Source organism: Bradyrhizobium sp. Crot121 (assembly GCF_059512385.1).
Window position 1 is genome coordinate 99,355 of the sequence record NZ_JCAMOR010000006.1, and the last position, 18,403, is coordinate 117,757.

Here is an 18,403-nt window from a genome sequence, read left to right on the forward strand (position 1 = left end):
TCGCTAGAATCCTCGCGGCGGCGGCGCGGCGGCCGCGCCCATTTGCTCCAAAGCGTAGGCGACCCGCAGCGCGATGTCCTCGCGCCAGGGTGCGGCGATGATCTGCACTCCGATCGGCATCGGCTCGAGCGGAACCGGCACCGCCACCACCGGCAGGCCGATGAACGAAATCGGCTGGGTGTGAATGCCGATATTGGCGCGCACCGGCAGTTCGACGCCATCGAGCGTGAAGTTCACCTGCCCAAGCTTCGGCGCCACGCAGGGCGTTGCCGGGGCCAGGATCACGTCAACCGTCATGAACAGCTCCAGTACCTTCTCGCGGTACCAGCGGCGGAATTTTTGCGCCTTGTCGACATAGGGCGCCGGGATCATCGCACCCGCGATCAGGCGATCACGCACCGCGGGATCGAAATCATTCGGCCGCTTGCGCAGGCGATCGAGATGCAGCGAGGCGCCTTCCGTTGTCGTGATGACATAGGCCGCCGAGCGGGCCCGCGCGGCTTCCGGAATTTCGACCGTACGCGTCGCGTTGAGCGCCTTGGCGATGCGGCCGACGGCTTCAACCGCCTCCGGAAAGATGTTCTGCTGGAAATAGCCGCCGGCAATGGCGATGCGGAGATCACGGATGCCTCGCGCAAGCTGTGGCACAACCGGCTCGACCGGCCGCGGGCTGCAGGCGGCATCATCAGGATCCAGTCCTTGCATCGCGTCATAGGATAATGCGAGGTCACCTGCGCTTCGCGCCAGCGGCCCGAGATGATCAAAGCTCGCGACGAACGGAAAAGAACGCGCGCGCGACAGCCGGCCATAGGTCGGCTTCAGACCGAAGATACCGCAGAAGGACGACGGCACGCGGATGGAGCCATTGGTGTCGGAGCCGAGCGCGATCGGCACCAGGGCGCCGCCGACCGCACTGCCGGAGCCGCCCGAGGAGCCGCCCGCCATCCGCGTCGGATCGTGCGGATTGCGCGACGGACCGTCATGCACGTTCTCACCGGTGAAGTCATAGGCGTATTCGCCCATGTTGAGCGCGCCGACCAGCACGGCGCCGGCTGCTTCCATCCGCTCGATCAGCGTCGCATCGCGCGCGGCCGGCGGCAGATCGCGATTGATCTTCGATCCGGCGCGCGTGGAGAGGCCCTGCACGTCGAACAGGTTCTTCACCGCGAAGGGCACGCCCGCGAGCGGGCCGACGGTCTGGCCGGCCGCAATCGCTGCATCAAGGGCTTTGGCCTTGGCGCGGGCGCGATCGGCGGTGATATCGGTGAAGGCGTTGAGCACGGAGTCGTGCTTGGCGATGCGGGCGAGCGCCGCCTCGGTTGCTTCCAGCGCGGAGAGCTTTCGCGCGGCGACGGCCTGCGCGATGTCGGCGGCGGACAAGGATTGATCGGTCATTGCGCTATCAGGCGGAGTAGACACTGGCCGGCTCGGTCTCGTCAGGCAACGGGAATTCGTCCACCATCCGTGCCAGTCTCAGCGAGACCTCGAGATTGGCACGAACCGCCGGCCGCCAGGCGTCCTCGACCGGCAGCCCCATCGCCGTTGCGACGGCGTCGATATAGTCATCCAGGTTGTCGGCAGCCATGACTCTCCCACCCGACGATCTCAACTCAACCACGATCCGATGACTTGGATCGAATCACAACCTCATCTGTTTTATCGAGCGCCGGGAAAGCCTGCGTGCCTGTTTTCTTTCCGGAGGCTGCTCAATGAACAGGCAACGGCGGATGCGGGATCGCCGTCAGCAGCTCCTTTGTATAAGCTTCCTGCGCATCGCCCAAGACCTTTTCGGAACTCCCCTGTTCGACGATCTTGCCGCTGCGCATCACGATGACGCGGTCGCACAACAGGCGCACGACGTTGAGATCGTGTGATACGAAAAGATAGCTCATCCCCATCGACTGCTTGAGATCCTGCAACAGGTTCAGCACCACCGCCTGCACCGAGACATCGAGCGCGGCCGTCGGCTCATCGAGGATGACAAGCTTTGGATGCAGCGCAATCGCCCGCGCGATGCCGACGCGCGCCTTCTGGCCGCCGGACAGTTGATGCGGGAAGCGGTCGAGGAGATTGACGGGAAGACCGACCAGCGTGGCGAGTTCCTCGCAGCGGGCCCGCAATGCGTCCCGTCCCCTGATGTCGCCGAGTTGCAGAAGCGGATCGGCGATCGCGCGCGCAGCGGTGAAGCGGGGATTGAGGCTGTCGGTCGGATCCTGGAACACCATCTGGATCCGGCTGCGCAGCGGCAATCGCGCAAAGGATGGCGGCTTGATCTCGCCGATTTCTTCACCGTCGAAGGCGATACGGCCGGAGGTCTGGTCCAGGAGCCGCATCACCATCATCGACGTGGTCGATTTGCCGCAGCCGGATTCGCCGACCAGGCCGACGCTCTCGCCACGGCCGACATGGAAACTGATGCCGTCGACGGCGCGGAACACCTCCTGCTCCACCGGCGGCTTGCGGCCGAACAATTTTGACAGCATCGCACCTGCGCCCTGGCGCGGATATTCCTTGACGAGCTTTTCGACGAGGAGGAGCGGCTCTGTCTTCTCGTCATCCCCGGGCTTGACCCGGGGGTCCATCCCTTCAGGAGAAGAGTTTTTCGAAGATCGATGGATGGCCGGGTCAAGCCCGGCCATGACGGAGTTAGCGTCGTCCTCCGGCAGCAGATCGCGCAGCGACACGCCGATCCGCGGCGTCGCGCGCATCAGCTTCTTGGTATAGGGATGCTCGGGCTTGGCGAAAATATCGGCCGACCTGGCGGTCTCGACCACGCGGCCTTTCTCCATCACCACGACGCGGTCGCAATAAGCGGCGGCGAGGCCAAGATCATGCGTGATCAGGATCGTCGACATCGAACGACGCTTCGTCAATTCGACGATCAGCTCCATCACCGCCTTCTGCGTGGTGACGTCGAGACCGGTGGTGGGCTCGTCCGCGATCAGGAGCTGCGGATTGCAGGCCAGCGCAAGCGCGATCACGACGCGCTGGCACATGCCCCCCGAAAGCTCGAACGGATAGGCGTGATAACGCTCGCGTGGCCGGGCGATCTTGACCTGCTCAAGCGCCTCGATCGCCTTCTCACCGCGATCGGCCACCGTCGACTGCTGAACGTGCTGACGCAGCACGTCCTCGATCTGGTCGCCGACTTTGCGGATCGGATTGAGCGCGGCGCGGGGGTTCTGGAAGATCATCGAGACCTCGCGGCCGCGCAGGTCGCGCATCTGCGTCTCGGTCGCGGCCTTGACGTCGATGCCGGAGAACATCACCGAGCCCTCGGCGATTTTTCCCGCGCGATCGAGGATGCGCATCACGGCGTAAGAGGTCACCGACTTGCCGGAGCCGGATTCGCCGACGATGCCGACGGTCTCGCCTTTTGCCACCGAAATATTGACATGCTGCACCGCCTTGACGATGCCACGCCGCGTGGTGAACTCGACTGTGAGGTCCTTGACGTCAAGCAGCGGCTGCGCGGTCATGACGAGCGCCTCATTCTCAGCTCGTCATGCGCGGGCTTGACCCGCGCATCCATCGGAAGGTCAACGCTGCGCTTCGCGCGATGGATTGCCGGGTCAAGCCCGGCAATGACGATCAACTGAAAGAGTGCGGCCATTACGTCCTCCGCTGCGGATCGACGATGTCGCGCAGGCCGTCGCCGAGCAGGTTGAAGCAGAACACGGCGATCATCAACGCGAGCCCAGGGAACAGCGCTATCCACCATTCGCCTGACACCATGAAGCCGGCGCCTTCGGCGACCATGATGCCCCATTCGGCGGTCGGCGGCCGGACGCCGAGGCCGATAAAGGAAAGGCCGGCAGCGTTCAGGATCGCGTAACCCATGGTGAGCGACATCTGCACGATCATGATCGGCACAATATTCGGGAGGATATGCACCAGCAGGATGCGGTATTCGCCATTGCCGGAGAGCCGCGCCGCCTGCACGAAGCCGGCATTGCGGCGGACATTGGCCTCGGCGCGGGCGACACGGGCATAGAGCGGGAAATTCACGATCGCGGTGGCGATGATGATGTTCTGCACGGTATTGCCGAGCGCAGCGACGATGCCCATCGCCAGCACGAACAGCGGGAATGCCATGATGGTGTCGGCGATGCGGCCGACGATGCGATCGGTCCAGCCGCCGAAATAACCGGCCGCGATGCCTGCGAGCCCGCCCATCAGGAACACCAGCACGACGGAAGCGACCGCGATGAAAGTATCGAGCCTGGTTGCCACGATGACGCGGCTAAAGATGTCGCGGCCCAATTGATCGGTGCCGAACCAGTGCGCCGCCGACGGCGGTTTCAGCGCCGCCGACGTATCACTCGCGAGCGGATCGTAAGGCACGACATAGGGGCCGAACAGCGCGGCGAACAGGATCAAGATCAGCAGCGCAAAGGCAAAGCCGGTGACCTTGTTCTCGCTGAGCACATAGCGCGCGTGCTCGAAGATGGCTGACAGCCCCGAGGTCCGCGCCGGACCGACGGGCTCAACGACAGGCGCAACGGTGCTCATGCTTCACCCCTACCCTTCCAGCCGCACACGCGGATCGATGACGCCGTAGAGAATGTCGATGACGAGATTGAGCAGCACATACATGACCGCCATGGTCAGCACGAAGCCCTGCACCGGCGCGAAGTCCGACGATATCAGCGCTTCCACCGCGTAGGAGCCGATGCCGGGCCAGGCGAACACTTTTTCGACCAGCACGTTGGCGCCGAGCAGGAACGAGAACACCATGCTGAGCGTGGTGATGACCGGCAGCATCGCGTTGCGGAAGGCGTAGGTGACGATCACGGTGCCTGGCGACAGGCCGCTGGCGCGCGCGGTGCGCACGAAGTCGGAGGCGAGCACCGCCAGCATCGTGGCGCGGGTCATGCGCGCGATCGGCGCCAGCGAGAAGATCGCAAGCGTCGTCGCCGGAAGGACGAGCTGGCTGAGCGCCGAGCGGAACGCTTCGAAATCGCGGGCGATCAGCGTGTCGATCAGATAGAAGCCGGTCACGGTCGGCGGCGCGCTGTAGAACACGTCGAGCCGCCCCAGCGGCGCCGGCGACCAGCCAAGCCGGAAATAGAAGACGTAGACCAACACGAGGCCGGTGAAGAACACCGGAAGCGAGACGCCTGCCGTCGTCGTGACGCGACAGAGATGGTCGATCCAGGAACCAGGGCGCGTCGCTGCGAGCACGCCGAGTGGGATCGCGATCGCGACCGACACCAAAAGGCCAAGCAGCGTCAATTCAGCGGACGCCGGCAGGCGATTGCGGAGTTCGGTCGCGACCGGCTGGCCGGTCGTGAGCGAGGTGCCGAAATCGCCATGAGCGAGATCGCTGGTGTAACGGAAGAACTGCTCGATCAGCGGCCGGTCGAAACCGAGTTTCTTGCGGATCTGCTCGACCGCCTCCTTGGTCGCGGCGGGACCGGCGAAATACGCGGCCGGATCGCCCGGCAGCGCGCGCGTCAGGAGGAAAGTGACAATGACGACCCCGATCAGACTCGGGATCGCGAACATCAGCCGCTTGCCAATCATCGTCAGCATGGGGAGCGCTCCGAGCTGGCGAATGGCGTGCTGGCGAATAGCGAATGGCGAGTAGCGAATGGATGTTCGCGGCCGTTGGTCACATTCGCTACTCCCTATTCGCTATTCGCCACTCACCATTCGCCCACTCACCCCTTCGCCATCGCGCGATAGTCTAGGCGGCGATGGAACCAGTACTGATAGCCGGAGATGTTCTTCTGCATCGCCACGTTGACGAACGGCTGATACAGCGGAATGCGCGGGATGTCGGTGAAGGCGAGATCGACGAAGCTTTTGACGTCGGCATCGTAGGCGGCAGCGTCGCCGAGCGCGGCAGCTTTGCGCGCGCCGTCGATGAACTTGTCCATCTCCGGCGACTTGTAGCTCATCGTGTTGAAGATCGAATTGTTGCCGTGATAGCACCAATAGAAGAAGTATTCGGGGTAATCGAGCCAGCCCGAGAATACATTGGTGAATAGCGGCATTTCCTTCTTGGTCAACTCGGTGCGCCAGTTGGCGCCGGGCACCTTGTTGATGGTGGTCTTGATGCCGATCTGCGCCAGGCTCTCCTGCACCAGCACGCAGAGCGGCTCGTTGACGCCTGCGAAATTGAGGTCGAACGAGATCGTGGTCTCAAAGCCGTTCGGATAGCCGGCCTCCGCCATCAGCGCCTTGGCCTTCTCGATATCGGTGTAATATTTGTGCGGCTGCGGCCAGGCGACTTCGGTCGGCTTGTCCTTCGCGCCGAACATCGGATTGGCGAGCCCGAACAGCACGGCATCGATGATCTTCTGATAGGGAATGGCGTAAGCCACCGCCTGACGGACTTTCAGATTGTCGAACGGCGGCTTGGTGACGTTCATGCCGATATACTGGATGCCGTTGGAGAACGGCAGCGACACCACGTCGAGCTTGCCGTTCGCCTTCATCTCCTGGAAATCCTTGAACGGCAGCTCGTAGGAGATGTCGGCATCGCCGCGCTCGAGCAGCGCGCGACGATTGCCGGCCTGCGGCACCATGCGCCAGATCACGCGCTTGATCTTCGGCACAGGGCCGCCGATCCAGGCGTCGTTGCGCTCCATGATCACCTCAGTACCCGCGGTCCACTTCGTAACCTTGTAGGCGCCGGAGCCGGCGGTCTGCTGCTTGGTGTATTCGAGGCCCCAGGGGTCCTTTTCGGACGCGTTCTTCTTGACCAGTTCCGAATTGACGACGCAGGGCACGATCACGGCGAGATCTGGAATCGTGAGGCGGTCCTTGGTGGCGAAATCGACCCGCACCGTGGAGTCATCGACGATGACGAACTGCTCGGGCTTGGTCAGCGAGCCCGCGCTCATCTGGAAGGTCGGGAAGCCGCCGACGCTGACCGCGCGATCGAGCGACCATTTGACGTCCTTTGCCGTCACCGGCGTGCCGTCGTGGAATTTGGCGTTCTTCTTCAGTTTGAAGGTGACGGACATGTCGCCGACATTCATGTCGTCGGCGAGTTCGCCCTTGAACTTGTCGCGGTCGTAATAGGGTACGCCGCCCGGGCCGCTCTTCATCTCGTGGGTGATCAGGCGATCATAGCAATTCCACGACACTTCATAGCCGGGCACATTGGTGCCGACGCCATGGATATCGAGATTGTTCGGGCCGCCCTCGGAGACGATCAGAAGCGTCTCCGAGCGCGCATCGGCCTTGGCGGGCGACCAGATCGCCGGTGCAGGCACCATCGCGCTTGCGGCCAATCCGGATACGGATCTGAGGAAATCGCGACGTTTCATGGGTGATGCTCCAACGCCCCTGGGAAATGGCGAGGAACAGGTTCGCAAGGTTTGTGCCAAGCCTTAACGGAGCGTTGGCGCAGACCCAAGGCATTGATAACGCTTCGGAATATCGAGAGAAGCAGGGTCAAACGCTCCAATTGGCAGACACCACGTTGCATACAAACCAGTGTTTTTGCCTATTGATTAGGCGGATATTTTTGAACGCCCGATTATTAGGCGAGTCACTTTTACGTGGCCCAAATCAGTTCCTGCAGTTGCAGGAGATCGTCAGCCTTCGCTTGCCAGCCCTCGATGCAGATGTGCCGGTTGAGGTCGCTTGCGCGGTGCAACAGCATCAAGGCCATCAGCCGCCGCTTCAGCGTGAAATCGATGTCGCTGCGGGAATATCCAAAGCCTTCGAGCAGGCTCAGCACGCGGCCCGGCCGGCCCGCGGCCATGAATGCGCCGGGGCCGAGCAGATCGTAGTCGCGCCATCCCGCCAGCACATCGCCGAAATCGATCAATCCGCAAAGGTGCCAGCGGCCGCCCCGCTGCGTCAGCATGAAGTTTTGCGGGATGTATTCGCCGGTGAGGATGACCGGCGGTTCGTGCATCGGGATCAACTCGGCGGCGTCGCGCAAGAGATCACCGAGCCCGTCGAGGAATTTTCGCGCCAGCCCCAGCCGCTCGTGCCTGGCACGACAACCTTCCATCTGGCTCCGCATGAACACGTTCCAGCGTGGCTCGATGTCAAGCAGCGGGCCCGGCGGCGCGCGCTGAACATCGGCAATGGTCTCGCCGATCTCGGCGAGCACGCGCTCCTTGTCCGCTTCGGGCAGCGAGGGCCACACCTCCGCACCTAGGATACCCGACACGCGCGTGATGATGAGATAGGGCCAGCGGTCGCACTCGCCTTCGGCGACGATCTCCGGAATCGGAATCTTGAGCCGTCCGCGAAGCTGCGCGAGCGATCCGCGCTCGGATACGAACTGCGCCCGCAGCAGCGGTGGGAATAACTTCAGGATGAGATCATCACCGAGTCCGACGACGAGGTTGGTGCCGGTCGTGAAGACGTGAGGCGGCGTGGACGCAATTCCGTGACTGCGGGCGATATCCATCGCGACCGGCAGCCAGCGCGATGGGTCAGCACGCCAGGCGCGAAAGGCTTCGTAATCGGGGAAGGTGGGCAGTGGCATCGTCATTCGCAGAACCGTAGCCCGGATGGAGCGCAGCGTAATCCGGGGCAATGCCGCGAACAGATACAGACATCCCGGATTGCGCTGCGCTCCATCCGGGCTACGATCCCTTACCTGTCCGGATTGGCGCGCTCGAACTGGCGCAGCAGCCGGTTACCGCGTTCGACGGCCAGATCGAGCGCGGCCTGCGGCGACTGCTTGCCGGAAAAGGCCTGCTCGAGCTCCTCCTCGATGACGCCGCGGATCAGCACGAAGGAGCCGAGCCGGATACCTTTCGAATTCTCAGTCGGCGGCTTCAGCGTCAGTTGCTCGATCCCGATCGCCGCGCCGGGGTTGTGGTCGTAGAAGCCCTGCGAGCGGGTGAGCTCATAAGCTGCGCGGGTGATCGGCAGATAGCCTGTCGCCTGGTGCCAGGCGGCCTGCACCTCGGGCTTCGATAGATAGGCGAAGAACTTCGCAACCCCGGCATATTCCGGCCGCGGGCGATCGCGCAGCACCCATAGCGTGGCGCCGCCGATGATGCTGTTCTGCGGCGCGCCGGCGACATCAGGCCAATAGGGCAGCATGCCGTAGCCGACCTCGAATTTCGAGTTGGCCTTGATATCGGCGCTGGTGCCGGACGAGCCGATGAAAATGCCGCATTCGCCCTTCTGGAAGCGCGGCTCGGCCGACTGCCCGCGGCCGCTATAGTCGAACACCTTGGTGGCTTGCCATTCCACGAGCTGGGCGATGTGCTTCACCATCAGCGGATTGTTGAAGATGAGCTCCGCATCAAGCCCGCCGAAGCCGTTGGATTTGGTCGCGATCGGCACATTGTGAAAGGCGGAGAAATTCTCGACATTGATCCAGGACGGCCACGACGTGGTGAATCCGCACGGAGCACCCGCCGCGCGCAGCCGCTTTGCCGCCGCACCGAGCTCGGGCCAGGTCTTCGGCGCCACCTCGGGATCGAGGCCGGCGGCGCGAAACAGATCCTTGTTGTAATAGAGGATCAGCGTCGAGGCGTTGAACGGAAACGACAGCAGATTGCCGCTGAGATCGGCGTAATAGCTGGTCACGGTCGGCAGATAGGCCGACGGCAGGAACGGCTCGGACTGATCGCGCATCAGCTCGAACACCGGATAGATCGCGCCGCGAGCCGCCATCATGGTGGCGGTGGCGATCTCGTTGACCTGGACGATGGCGGGCTGGCTGCGCGAGCGGAAGGCGAAGATCGCCGCCGTGACCGTCTCGGTATAGTTGCCCTTGTAGCTCGGCACGATCCGGTAGTCGGACTGGGACGCGTTGAAATCGGCAGCGAGCTTCTCGACCTGCTTGCCGAGTTCTCCCGACATCGCGTGCCACCACATGATCTCGGTCGCGGCATGCGCTGGAGATCCGAGGAGAGTGGTCGCAAGCGCCGCTGGGTATAGGAATCTCATAAACAATGTCACGGTGCGCCAATCCAGGCTTTCGCGCTTGAGAAGCAAAATGACTTTTGCCCCTGATTAAGGCTGCATCGTTACGGTTGCAATCCGACAATGCGTCGGAATGGCCGATTAACCGTAGATCGTCGGATAGCTATCTTTCAGGCTTCTGCTAAAACGTATTGAACCTTTTCTTCCTGCCACAGACCATATCACAAGGGGATTTGTAGCCTGTGTACCGCCGCGCCGGCCTTTCGCGGACCATGACGCTTGTTATCGCGCTGCTGCTGACGGCGGTCGCAACGGGTGCGGCTGCGCGCGAGTTTCGGGCGTCCGATACCCAGAGCGAGGACTATCCGACCGTCCAGGCGTTGCGTTACATGGGCAGCCTGGTGGAGGAGCGAAGCGGTGGCCGTCATCATGTGCGGGTGTTTCATTCGCGGCAGCTTGGCGAGGAAAAAGAAACGCTGGAGCAGACGCGGGCGGGTGCGATCGACATCAACCGCACCAATGTGGCGCTGATCGGCACCATGGTGCCCGCGGCCAACGTGCTGGCGCTGCCCTTCCTGTTCCGCTCGGTCGAACATTTGCAGAAGGTGCTGGATGGCCCCATCGGCAACGAGATCCTTAACTCATTCGAGGCCTACGGATTCGTCGGCTTGGCCTTCTATGATTCAGGCGCGCGCTCGATCTACAACAGCGCTCGTCCGATCCGTTCGCTCGACGACTTCAAGGGCCTGCGGATTCGGGTCCAGCAGTCGCAGCAGATGTCGGACATGATCCGCGCGCTCGGCGCCGAACCGATTGAACTGCCCTACGGTCAGGTGAAGACCGGACTTGCCACCGGATTGATCGACGGCGCCGAGAACAACTGGCCGTCTTTCATCACCGCCGATCACTACAAGTTCGCAGGCTTCTATACGCTGACAGAACATACGATGAGCCCGGAAGTGCTGGTGATGTCGCAAAAGGCGTGGGCGAGCCTGTCGGTCGAAGACCAGGCGCTTTTCCGCGAAGCCGCGAAGCGCTCCAGCACCTTCATGCGCGAGAAGTGGAAGGACCTCGACGAGCGCTCGCGCCAGCGCGCGGAAGCCGCGGGCGTGAAGATCGTCAGCGATTTCGACCGCGGGCCGTTCGAGGCGGCGATGGCAGGGCTCTATGCCAAAGCGCAGCGCGACGGCGCGATCGCGTCATTGATCGCGCGCATCCGCAAGGTGGAGTGAAGCAAGCTTGGCAACACCCGCACAGGATGGAGCAGTGGGACGGCAGGCGAGCCTCGCCGCGCGCGGCCGCGTGCAGATCGTCCAGATGCTGCGGGCGGTGCCGATCCGCTGGCGCATCCTGTCGATCGCGCTGTTGAACTCGGCGGTCGTGGTGGTGCTGGCGGCGTTGATCTGGAACGGCGCCACCGTGCTTCGCTCGGCGTGGGAGGATGTCCGGCAGGTCCGGGAGTCCGACAAGATCCTGGCCAAGCTCGAGACCGAGACCAGCCGGCTGCAGAACCTGATCCACCGCTACATCAACCAGCCGAGCCCGGAGCTTTTCGCCGAGATCCTGCTGCTCCGCGAAGCCGTGCTCGGCACGCTGACCACGCGCGCCGCCACCGATCCGATGCTGTCGGGGTCGGTGGAGCAGCTCGAGCGCGTCACCAGCCGCTTCCTGGACGGCTTCGGCGAATTGCGCGCCGTGCAGGCAAAGATCACCAAGACCTATGAGGAGCAGGTGCTCGGGCCGGCCAAGGACATGGCCGGTCTCTACTCCATCATCGAAGGCGCCACCGGCCATCGCGACGCGCTGATCTGGCCATCGCTCGGCAAATCCCGCGAGGCTTTCACCGCGATGCTGGTGGCGGCGAACGCCTATTATCTGTCGCTCTCGAGCGCATCCGCCGAAGAGGCCCGCCGCAACACCGAGACGATCGAGAAGACGATCCCGGTCATGATCGACCTCGCCGACAACGACCTGCAGCGCCTGGCGCTGGCGCGGCTCAACAAGCGAACCGAAGCGTTGCGCGAGGGATTGGGCAAGTTGACCGAGCAGCTCGCCAGCCGCACCGAGCTGCTCCGCAACACCATCGACGCCAGCCAGGCCGACGCCATCGGCGTCATCGACGATCTCTCGATCAACATGCGCCAGCGCGAGCAGAAGGCGCAGGAGACCTTCGACCGGACGCTGTCGGACATTTCGCGCCGCGTGCTCTCGATCGCGGTGATCTTCCTCGGCATCATCGTTTCCGCGGGCGTCCTGATCGCGCTCTCGATCCGCCTGCCGCTGCAGCAGATCATGGCCTCGATGCACGCCATCACGTCGGGCAGTTACGATCGCCACGTGCTGGGCACCGATGCCAAGGACGAGGTCGGCGCGATGGCGCGCGCGGTGGAAGTGTTCCGCGAGAACGCGATCGCCAAGCGCCAGGCCGAGGACGAATTGCGCGCCGCCAAGGAACGGGCGGAGAGCGCGCTGCTCGAACTCAATACGGCGCAGCAGAACCTGATCGATGCCGAGCGGCTGGCGGCGCTCGGCGGTCTTGTCGCCGGTGTCGCCCATGAGGTGAACAACCCTATCGGCATCAGCCTGACGGTGGCCTCGAGCTTCGCGCGCCGCACCGAGATATTCGAGCACGAGCTGAAATCGGACCAGCTCCGCCGCTCCAAGCTCGACGAATTCGTGAAAAGCTCGCGCGATGCCGCGCAGCAGCTCGTCGCCAACCTGCAGCGTGCGGGCGAACTGATCCAGTCATTCAAGCAGGTGGCGGTCGACCGCTCACATGCCGAGCGCCGCCAGTTTTCCTTGAGCGAAGCGACCGACCAGATCGTCGCCAGCCTGCGGCCGGTGCTGAAGAAAGCCGCGATCGCCCTCACCGTCGACGTGCCGGAAGGCCTGATAATCGACGGCTATCCCGGTTCCTACGGACAAATTTTAACTAATCTTTTCCTTAACGCCGTCAATCATGCGTTCGCCGACCGGCGATCGGGGACGATCACGATTTCAGCGCGGGCCCGCGGCAGCGACGACATCGAGATCATCTTCGCCGACAACGGCGCCGGCATGACGCCGGACGTGCAGCGCCAGGCGTTCGATCCATTCTTCACCACGCGGCGCAACGAAGGCGGCACCGGGCTGGGCTTGCATATTGTCTATAATCTTGTCACCCAGCAGCTCGGCGGTCGCATGGTGCTGGAGTCAAGGGTGGGACAAGGCACCACTTTTCGCATTATCATGCCGAGAATCGCCAAGGGGCAGCCTACGGGCGAGCCCACGATCGCGGACCAAGCCAATGACGGAACTGCTCAATGGCCGAACAGGACGATGTCCTCCACCTGATCGACGACACCGGGCTCGCACCGGAAGATTCGTCCGCACGCAAATGGAAAGTGGCAGTCATCGACGACGATGCTGCAGTGCATGAAGGGACCCGCTTCGCGCTGTCCGACTACAGCCTGAACGGGGCCACCCTGGAAATCCTGTCGGCCTATTCTGCGGCGGAAGGTCGCAAGCTGATGCGGGAGCATCCGGACATCGCCGCCGTGCTGCTCGACGTCATCATGGAGACCGACGTCGCAGGGCTCGAGCTCGTCGAATATATCCGCAACGAGATCAAGAACGAGACCGTCCGCATCATCCTGCGCACCGGACAGCCGGGACAGGCGCCGGAGCGGCGCGTGATCGTCCAATACGACATCAACGACTACAAGGCCAAGACCGAGCTCACCGCCGACAAGCTGTTCACCTCGTTGACGGCGGCGCTGCGCAGCTATCAGCAGCTCGAGCGCATGGTGCAGACAAGGCGCGGGCTCGAGATCATCATCGACGCCGCCTCCACGCTCTACGACTTCAAATCGATGCAGCGGCTTGCCGAGGGCGTGCTGACCCAGCTCGCCTCGCTGCTCAATGTCGAGTGCGCCGGCATCCTTGTGCTGCGCGATGACGGCGCGGGCAGCGAATTGTCAGTGCTGGCAGGCTCCGGCTGCTACAGCCGTTTCATCGGCACCACCAGCTCGAAATCGCTCGATCCTGATCTGCGCGAGATGGTGGAAGCCGCCTTCCAGCGTCGCAAGAACGAATTCGCCGACCACCGCAGCGTGCTCTATTTGCGCACCGGCAGCGGCCGCGAAGTCGTGGTGCTGTTGCAGGCGGAGCGCCAGCTCTCCGACACCGACCGTGCGCTGGTCGAGATCTTCAGTAGCCGCCTCTCGATCGCGTTCGACAACGTGATCCTTTACCAGCAGCTTCATGAGGCCAACACGCAGCTCGAGGACCGCGTCGCCCAGCGCACCCGGGCACTGATGCAGGCCAACCGCCGGCTTTCGGCGCAATGGCTGAGATTGCAGCGTGCCAACGGCTTCAAGAACGAGATCCTGGGCACGGTTGCCCATGACCTCAAGAACCCGCTCGGCGTGATCCTCGGCCGCACCGAGATGCTGACCGAATTGATCGGCGCCGGCTCGCCAAAGGAGGCGGTCGCGACCCAGGTCGAGCACATCAGGGATGCCACCAAGCGCCTGACGTCGATGGTCGATCATCTGATCTCGGATGCGATGGCCGACGCCTTCGACATCACCATCCGCCGCGAACCGGTCGATGTCGCGGCTCTTATCAACGAGGTCGCCGAAGCGAACCTGCCGCTGGCAGTCAACAAGCAGCAGAGCATCTCGGTCTCCGCACCGCCGAATTTCGTGACCATGTGCGATGCCGACCGCATTCGCGAGGCAATCGACAATCTGGTCAGCAATGCCATCAAATACTCACCAATCGGCGGCAAGATCACGGTGATCGTCACCCATGAGGGCGACAACACGGTGATCCGGATCGCCGACGAGGGCGCCGGCCTCTCGCCGGAGGATTTGGGTCGCCTGTTCGGCAGGTTCCAGCGCCTGTCAGCCAAGCCGACAGCAGGGGAGAGTTCGACCGGGTTAGGACTTTCGATCGTCAAGCGCATCATCGACATGCATGGCGGCCATGTAACGGCACAGAGTCCCGGGCCCGGACAAGGCTCGATCTTTACGGTTACATTGCCTGCTACAGCAGAGACATCATGACCCAGAGCCCGCACATCATCATTGTCGATGACGAGGCACCGGCCCGCGAAATGGTCGGTGATTATCTCAAGATGCACGGCTTTGGCGTGACGCTGTGCGACGGCGGAAAGAGCCTGCGCAGCGTGATCGAGACCAACCATCCCGACCTCGTGGTGCTCGATCTCAACATGCCCGAGGAAGACGGGCTGTCGATCATCCGCGATCTCAAGAGCCGGATGAATGTGCCGGTCATCATGCTGACGGCGACCGCGAGCCCGATCGACCGCGTGGTCGGGCTTGAGCTCGGGGCCGACGATTACGTGGCAAAACCCTGCGAGCTGCGCGAATTGATGGCGCGGATCCGCTCGGTCCTGCGGCGGAGCACGCCGGCCAAAGCGGCAGCGCCAGAGGCGACGGCCGCCAAGACCGAGAAGGAACAATTGGTCCGCTTCGGCACCAAATGGCTCGACCTGCAGGCGCAGGCGCTGCGCGACGACGAGGGGAACGAGCATCCGCTGACGGCATCCGAATTCGGGCTGTTGAAGGTGTTCGCGGCCAATCCGAAACGGGTGCTGTCGCGCGAGCGGCTGCTCGAACTGGCCAATGCGCGCGACGCCGAAGCCTTCGACCGCGCCGTCGACCTCCGGATCATGCGCATCCGCCGCAAGATCGAAATCGATCCGACCAAGCCCGCGGTCATCCGCACCATCCGCGGCGGCGGCTATCTGTTCTCACCGAGCGGCGAAAAGGCCTGATCTTCACCGCCCGCCCAATGCTGGGGGCGGGAGAACGTATCAACGAGCCGTTCGGTTTCGCCCTATCCGCAACCTCCCCGCCATTTTCCTCGCATTGAAATTACTAGCATTTTTGCCCCGAATGTTTCGTCGCCCGCCCCCCGACGAAACAATTCTCCTACGGATGAAACCATTTTCCGCTTTTCGCGCAGACATCCCGAAACCGTGGCTCATTAACAATTCTCCCAACGAAAGCCGCCAAGGCGAACTGGGAGCCTGTCATGTCGAACGTCGTCGCCATCAACGCTGCAGCCAACGATCATATCGCCGCTGCACGCCAGACATCCGACGAAATGCTGCTCGGCAAGATCGCCATAGGCGACCGGACAGCCATGCACGTGCTCTATTCCCGCCACAACGTCCGAGTCTACCGTTTTGTCCTGCGCATGGTCCGCGACACCACGGTGGCGGAAGATCTCGTGAGCCAGGTGTTCCTGGACGTCTGGCGCACCGCCGACCAGTTCGAAGGCCGCTCGCAGGTTTCCACCTGGCTGTTGTCGATCGCCCGCTTCAAGGCGTTGACCGCGCTGCGCCAGCGCCGGCACGAGGATATCGAGCAGGAAGAAGTGCTCGAGATCGTCGACGACGCCGACACGCCGGAAGCCGCGCTGGACCGCGCCTCGACCAGCGAGATCCTGCGCGCCTGCGTCGCGAAGCTGTCGCCGGCGCATCGCGAGATCATCAACCTCGTCTATTATCACGAGAAGTCAGTGGAAGAGGCCGGTGCGATCATCGGCATTCCCCAGAGCACGGTGAAGACCCGCATGTTCTATGCCCGCAAGCAGCTCGCCGAATTGCTGAGGTGCGCCGGCGTGGAAAGCCTCGCGGCGTGAAGGAGCGATCCGGAATGTCGTAAGGAAGGCCGGAAATTGTACGGATCGTCTTCGGAGCCAGAAGGCGGCCACGAAACAATTGAAACAATCGACGACATCACCCGGAAAAGCTCAGCCTGTATACGTTAACCATCGAACGCAACGCCAACGCCGAACAGGAGAACGACATGCTGAAGCCGTCCTTCCGCTTCTTCATCATCCCGCTCGGCGCAGTGGCTACGCTTGCAACGCTGTCGAGCCAGAATGTCGCCCCGCGCGCGCAGCGCGATGCCGGTGCAACGCCAGTGCGCGAGCAGGTTATCGATTGCAGCACCAAGAGCGCCGCGGAAGTCTGCGAGATCAGATAGCGAGTTCTTACATCTTCAAGTTCTAACCTCCCAAGACGACCTCTAACGACCCGGCCGGGATGCCCCCCAGCCGGGTCGCTCTGCTTTTGTGGCTCGTACAATCACCGTGGAAGCCTCACACAGACGTGACCACATCCGAATAAGGCAGACGTAACGTCTGATCTTGTCTTCGCGAACAACATCACACTGCCGGCTCAGGCATTGGGCGTGGCCGGGTTGTGACGGACGATCGTGATGTTGAATCTTGTTCTGGCGCTGCTCGCAGGTGTCGTTACCGTCGCGGCGCCTTGCACCCTGCCGATGCTGCCGATCCTGCTTGGGGGATCGATAGGCCAGACCAGCAAGGCGCGGCCGGCGATGATCGCGCTCGGCTTTGTGATGTCGTTCTCGATGGTGGCGTTGCTGCTGAGCGCGATCACCCGCGCCTTCGATTTCGATCCCAACGTGCTGCGAACCGGCGCCGCGATCCTGTTGCTCGGCTTCGGGCTATTGATGATCTGGCCCGCGCCGTTCGAATGGCTGACGATCCGGATTTCCGGGCTCACCGCGGGCGGTTCGCCGGGCAATGCAACACCATCGCAAAGCCTGATCGGCGGCTTCGTGCTCGGCACGACACTCGGGCTGGTATGGACGCCCTGCGCCGGGCCCGTGCTGGGCTCGATCCTGACCATTGTCGCGACGTCGAAAGATACCGGCTGGGCCAGCTTGCAGCTTGTCGTCTACGCCGTCGGGGCGGCGCTTCCGATGCTCGCCATCGCCTACGGCGGTCAGGCCGTCACGACCCGCATCCGCAGCATTGCGCGGATCGCGCCGCGACTGCAGCAGGGCTTTGGCGTCGTCATCATCGCGTTCGCGGCCCTCTCCTACTTCCAATACGACACGCTGATCGTGGCGTGGCTGACCAGCTTCTATCCCAACGGCCAGATCGGCCTTTGACCTCAAAGGAAATCACCATGATCCTGCGTTCACTTATATCCGCGCTGATCGGCACCGTTTGCCTGACCGGCATGACCGCTCCCCATATCGCTCGTGCGCAGGAGCCCGCGGCGAAGGTCACGGCGGCGCAACAGAGCGCGCCAAATTTTGCCGGCATCACCAAATGGTTCAACTCGCAGCCGCTCGACATCGCTGACCTGCGCGGCAAAGTCGTGCTGGTCGACTTCTGGACCTATGGCTGCGTGAACTGCGTCAACACGCTGCCCCACGTCGTTGCGCTCGACGCCAAGTACAGGAATCGAGGTCTCGTCGTGATTGGCGTCCATACGCCGGAATTTCCGTTCGAACGCTCAGCGTCCAACGTCCAGGCCGCGCTGAAACGGCACGGCATCACCTATCCGGTGGCGCAGGACAATGAGTCGCAGACCTGGAATGCCTACCGCAACCAGTATTGGCCCGCGCAGTACATCATCGACCAGAATGGACATATCGTATTCCATCACGACGGCGAGGGACAGTACGAGCAGATTGACCGCACCGTCGCCCGGCTGCTCAACGCCAACAGTTGAGCGCTTCTGCGACAACCAAAGTACTATCGTCAAACCCGGCGC

16 protein-coding genes are annotated in these 18,403 nt (G+C 62.9%); 8 read left to right on the forward strand and 8 right to left on the reverse strand.

Annotated elements, in window-relative coordinates; genetic code table 11:
- Positions 1-3: 3 nt before the first annotated feature.
- The 8 genes from AC5ZGW_RS08745 to ugpB form a co-directional block, all read right to left on the reverse strand.
- Positions 4-1,395, reverse strand: a complete 1,392-nt coding sequence (locus tag AC5ZGW_RS08745; RefSeq protein WP_165435273.1) for an AtzE family amidohydrolase — start codon at positions 1,393-1,395, stop codon at positions 4-6.
- 7 nt (positions 1,396-1,402) lie between these two features.
- Positions 1,403-1,585, reverse strand: coding sequence for a DUF4089 domain-containing protein (locus AC5ZGW_RS08750; RefSeq protein ID WP_130226656.1), 183 nt, complete (start codon positions 1,583-1,585; stop codon positions 1,403-1,405).
- A 121-nt stretch (positions 1,586-1,706) separates the two neighbouring features.
- Positions 1,707-3,479, reverse strand: a complete 1,773-nt coding sequence (locus AC5ZGW_RS08755; RefSeq protein WP_130226657.1) for a dipeptide ABC transporter ATP-binding protein — start codon at positions 3,477-3,479, stop codon at positions 1,707-1,709.
- Between the two features lie 133 nt (positions 3,480-3,612).
- The gene (locus AC5ZGW_RS08760) at positions 3,613-4,512 is read right to left on the reverse strand and encodes an ABC transporter permease (protein ID WP_130226658.1); all 900 of its coding nucleotides are present in this window, start codon (positions 4,510-4,512) and stop codon (positions 3,613-3,615) included.
- A 9-nt stretch (positions 4,513-4,521) separates the two neighbouring features.
- Positions 4,522-5,535: an ABC transporter permease gene (locus tag AC5ZGW_RS08765; RefSeq protein WP_130226659.1), complete on the reverse strand. Its 1,014-nt coding sequence runs from the start codon at positions 5,533-5,535 to the stop codon at positions 4,522-4,524.
- 128 nt (positions 5,536-5,663) lie between these two features.
- Positions 5,664-7,280: an ABC transporter substrate-binding protein gene (locus AC5ZGW_RS08770; protein ID WP_130226660.1), complete on the reverse strand. Its 1,617-nt coding sequence runs from the start codon at positions 7,278-7,280 to the stop codon at positions 5,664-5,666.
- Positions 7,281-7,510: 230 nt separating this feature from the next.
- On the reverse strand, positions 7,511-8,464 hold the full coding sequence (locus tag AC5ZGW_RS08775) for an aminoglycoside phosphotransferase family protein (RefSeq protein WP_130226661.1): 954 nt from the start codon (positions 8,462-8,464) through the stop codon (positions 7,511-7,513).
- A 104-nt stretch (positions 8,465-8,568) separates the two neighbouring features.
- Positions 8,569-9,879, reverse strand: coding sequence for a sn-glycerol-3-phosphate ABC transporter substrate-binding protein UgpB (gene ugpB / locus AC5ZGW_RS08780; protein WP_130226662.1), 1,311 nt, complete (start codon positions 9,877-9,879; stop codon positions 8,569-8,571).
- Positions 9,880-10,127: 248 nt separating this feature from the next.
- Between ugpB and AC5ZGW_RS08785 the strand changes: the two genes are divergently transcribed.
- The 8 genes from AC5ZGW_RS08785 (at position 10,128) to AC5ZGW_RS08820 (ending at position 18,361) form a co-directional block, all read left to right on the forward strand.
- The gene (locus tag AC5ZGW_RS08785; protein WP_051396679.1) at positions 10,128-11,087 is read left to right on the forward strand and encodes a TRAP transporter substrate-binding protein; all 960 of its coding nucleotides are present in this window, start codon (positions 10,128-10,130) and stop codon (positions 11,085-11,087) included.
- Positions 11,088-11,172: 85 nt separating this feature from the next.
- Entirely contained in the window at positions 11,173-13,188 is a 2,016-nt protein-coding gene (locus AC5ZGW_RS08790) for a sensor histidine kinase (RefSeq protein ID WP_165435275.1), read from the forward strand.
- Positions 13,158-14,903, forward strand: coding sequence for an ATP-binding response regulator (locus AC5ZGW_RS08795; RefSeq protein ID WP_130226663.1), 1,746 nt, complete (start codon positions 13,158-13,160; stop codon positions 14,901-14,903). Before AC5ZGW_RS08790 ends, AC5ZGW_RS08795 begins: the two co-directional genes overlap by 31 nt.
- Entirely contained in the window at positions 14,900-15,637 is a 738-nt protein-coding gene (locus AC5ZGW_RS08800) for a response regulator (RefSeq protein WP_130226664.1), read from the forward strand. The genes AC5ZGW_RS08795 and AC5ZGW_RS08800 overlap by 4 nt, the downstream gene beginning before the upstream one ends.
- A 260-nt stretch (positions 15,638-15,897) precedes the next feature.
- The gene (locus AC5ZGW_RS08805; RefSeq protein WP_130226665.1) at positions 15,898-16,509 is read left to right on the forward strand and encodes a sigma-70 family RNA polymerase sigma factor; all 612 of its coding nucleotides are present in this window, start codon (positions 15,898-15,900) and stop codon (positions 16,507-16,509) included.
- A gap of 167 nt (positions 16,510-16,676) precedes the next feature.
- Positions 16,677-16,856: a hypothetical protein gene (locus AC5ZGW_RS08810; RefSeq protein ID WP_130226666.1), complete on the forward strand. Its 180-nt coding sequence runs from the start codon at positions 16,677-16,679 to the stop codon at positions 16,854-16,856.
- A gap of 234 nt (positions 16,857-17,090) precedes the next feature.
- Positions 17,091-17,792, forward strand: coding sequence for a cytochrome c biogenesis CcdA family protein (locus AC5ZGW_RS08815; protein ID WP_130226667.1), 702 nt, complete (start codon positions 17,091-17,093; stop codon positions 17,790-17,792).
- An 11-nt stretch (positions 17,793-17,803) separates the two neighbouring features.
- Positions 17,804-18,361 (forward strand): thioredoxin family protein, encoded by a 558-nt coding sequence (locus AC5ZGW_RS08820; protein ID WP_130226682.1) that lies wholly within the window; start codon positions 17,804-17,806, stop codon positions 18,359-18,361.
- Positions 18,362-18,403: the final 42 nt, after the last annotated feature.